Here is a 2,968-nt window from a genome sequence, read left to right as displayed (position 1 = left end):
GCTAAGCTAAAGTTAGGCGAGTACGGGATTGCCCGTTACAGCAGAGGGTATTGATAGATACCTATTGAGTTCATTAGTGCAAGCTAGTGAAAAATTAAGGTGGTAACACGAGCTTTCGTCCTTATACGAGGGCTCTTTTTTGTTTTAAAATTGGAGATGTAACTAAATAATAAATTAGATTACAAGTTTTGGAGGATAAGATGCCATTAATAATACCTAAAAATTTAATTGGAGAAGAAACGTTAAAAAGAGAGAGAATATTTACAATGGACGAACAAAGAGCGTCTAGTCAAGATATAAGACCTTTGAAAGTGGCTATTGTAAATCTCATGCCTAAGAAGAGAGAAACTGAGTTGCAATTTATAAAAATGCTTTCTAACACATCTCTACAAATCAATATAAATTTAATAAGAATGGGATCTTACGAGCCTAAAAATATAGAAGCTGAACATTTGAATAAGTTTTATAAGACATTTAATGAAATAAAACATGAAAAATATGATGCAATGATTATAACAGGAGCACCTGTTGAAAAGTTAGAATATGAAAAGATTATATATTGGGATGAATTAAAAGAAATTTTGGACTATGCAAAAGAAAATGTATTTTCAACTATGTTTATATGTTGGTCAGCACAAGCTGCACTATATCATTATTATAACGTAGAACATAATTTGTCAGAAAATAAGATCTTTGGAGTGTTTGAGTTTGAAAAGAAAAAAGACGATAAAATATTAAAAGGATTTGATGATGAATTTAGCGTTCCAACATCAAGATACACTTATGTAAAATCTGAGCAGTTAAAAGATATAGAAGAACTAAATATTTTAGCTGAGAGAGAAGATACAGGAGTAGGACTTATAGCGAGCGAAGATCATAGGTTTATATTTAACTTTGGTCATTGGGAATATGACAAAGAGACTTTAAATAATGAGTATAGAAGAGATTTAGATAAAAATATAAAAATTGATATGCCTGTAAATTATTATAAAGAAAATGATATATCAAAGGGGATAAAAGTAACTTGGAGGTCAGCTGGAAATTTATTTTTTTCTAATTGGCTGAACTATTGTGTATATCAAGAAACACCTTACAATATTGAAGAAATTAAGAATAAAAAAGTTGCTAAATTTGGAGGTTCTTCACTAAGTAATGCAAAACAATTTTCAAAAGTTAAAAATATAATCACATCTAAAAGCGAGAGTGATGTTGTAGTTGTTTCAGCACCCGGGAAAAGATATAGCAAAGATGTAAAAGTTACTGATAGATTAATAAATGTTGCTGAGTTAAATACAGAAACAAAAGATATTGAAAAGCTAATTAAGAAATTGGAAATTGAGTTATTAAAAAAGAATGATGATTTAAATGAAAACTTATCTGAGTTGAAAACTCGTTTTTATGGAATTGCAAAAGATTTGGGGATAGAAGAGAGATGTACTCCTGAAATTGATGTTGTATTTAAAGCTATAGAAAGCTCTACATCAAAAGATTTTATAGTAAGTAGAGGAGAATACCTAAATGCAAAAATAATGGCTAATTATTTGAATTATGAGTTTATAGATGCAAAAGACCTTATCATATTTGGTGAAGAAGATAATGTAAATCTTGAAAAAAGTTATGAAAAAATATCAAATATAATCAAATCTAAGTCTAAAGTCGTTGTACCAGGATATTATGGAAGCGATGAATTGGGAAATATAAGGACATTTAAAAGAGGTGGATCAGATTATACAGGATCTATAATAGCGAGCGCATTAGATTCAGAAATATATGAAAATTGGACTGATGTGAATGGTGTAATGACTGACGATCCAAGAATTAATGCGGATGCTAAAATTATTAAAAGTATGAACTATAAAGAATTGACAGATATAATTGACTCAGGAGCACAAGTATATCAAAGAGATGCTATAGAACCTGTAAAAAATAAGAATATAACTATAAGAATTTTAAATACAAATAATCCTGATGGAGAAGGCACAATAATAAAAGATTAATTATCTAAATTATAAGATGAGATAAAATAACTGTAAGTCTTTAACATATTTTTATGTTTAACTATAGTTAAACATAATTCTTTATTTATATAAACAGGATGAGTTGAGTATGAATAGTGGTAAGTTTAAAAAATCAGTTAAAGCTTTACTTAAAATTATAGTGGTATTTTTTTCTAATAATTTATGTGTTCTTTCATGCCAAGAAAGATGAATTAAAACCTAACTATTTTTTAAACGATAAATTGGAATCAAAATCTACTTTTAACAAAGACTTTGATGCACATATGCAAGAAGTAATATTATTGAAAAAAGAAAGTCCTATAATTTTTTCTGTAAGAAGTACAGGAAATAATTTTAAATTTATTTCTAGGAGCGAGTTATGTGAAAATGATAGTTATAAGGATTATGAAAAAATATACATAGAGCATGTGTTGGGAGCAAATCTAGAAGAAGGAGATTTTATGCCTTCAGGAGTATATTTTATTAAAACAATGAAGTTAAAATTGTGTCGATAAATGAAAATAAAAATATACATTTAAGGTGAAGTAAAAAGTTTTATATGATTTTACAAATTAAATAAAGCTAAAAGATGAATTTAAAAAAATTTCAAAAAGTGTTGACAAGATGATAAAGGTTTATTATAATAATTAAAGTAATTCGTCGTTAAGATGGATTGGAGAAGTACTCAAGTGGCTGAAGAGGCTCCCCTGCTAAGGGAGTAGGGTTCGAAAGGGCCGCGAGGGTTCAAATCCCTCCTTCTCCGCCAATGGTTTGGGCCTTTAGCTCAGTTGGTTAGAGCGCCCGGCTCATAACCGGTAGGTCCTGGGTTCGAGTCCCCGAAGGCCCACCATTATATTTTTTAAATATAATAACCCAAACCATTTTGCCCAGATAGCTCAGTCGGTAGAGCAGAGGACTGAAAATCCTCGTGTCGCTGGTTCGATTCCGGCTCTGGGCACCAAAGGATACAA

Annotated in this window: 2 protein-coding genes and 3 tRNA genes; all 5 read left to right on the top strand. The window is 29.9% G+C overall.

The window, feature by feature from the left end:
• Nucleotides 1–200 precede the first annotated feature (200 nt).
• The 5 genes from SOR77_RS05240 (at nucleotide 201) to SOR77_RS05220 (ending at nucleotide 2,958) form a co-directional block, all read left to right on the top strand.
• Nucleotides 201–1,997: a homoserine O-acetyltransferase/O-succinyltransferase family protein gene (locus tag SOR77_RS05240; protein WP_320636119.1), complete on the top strand. Its 1,797-nt coding sequence runs from the start codon at nucleotides 201–203 to the stop codon at nucleotides 1,995–1,997.
• 185 nt (nucleotides 1,998–2,182) lie between these two features.
• The gene (locus SOR77_RS05235; RefSeq protein ID WP_320636118.1) at nucleotides 2,183–2,512 is read left to right on the top strand and encodes a hypothetical protein; all 330 of its coding nucleotides are present in this window, start codon (nucleotides 2,183–2,185) and stop codon (nucleotides 2,510–2,512) included.
• Nucleotides 2,513–2,672: 160 nt separating this feature from the next.
• Nucleotides 2,673–2,763, top strand: a tRNA-Ser gene (locus tag SOR77_RS05230).
• Nucleotides 2,764–2,770: 7 nt separating this feature from the next.
• Nucleotides 2,771–2,847: transfer RNA gene (locus SOR77_RS05225), tRNA-Ile, on the top strand.
• Nucleotides 2,848–2,882: 35 nt separating this feature from the next.
• Nucleotides 2,883–2,958, top strand: a tRNA-Phe gene (locus SOR77_RS05220).
• The last annotated feature ends 10 nt before the right edge of the window (nucleotides 2,959–2,968 follow it).

Source organism: Peptoniphilus sp., assembly GCF_034090345.1.
Lineage (GTDB): Bacteria > Bacillota > Clostridia > Tissierellales > Peptoniphilaceae > Peptoniphilus.
The sequence above is the reverse complement of the archived record's forward strand: the minus strand, read 5'-3'. Positions and strand labels throughout refer to the sequence as shown.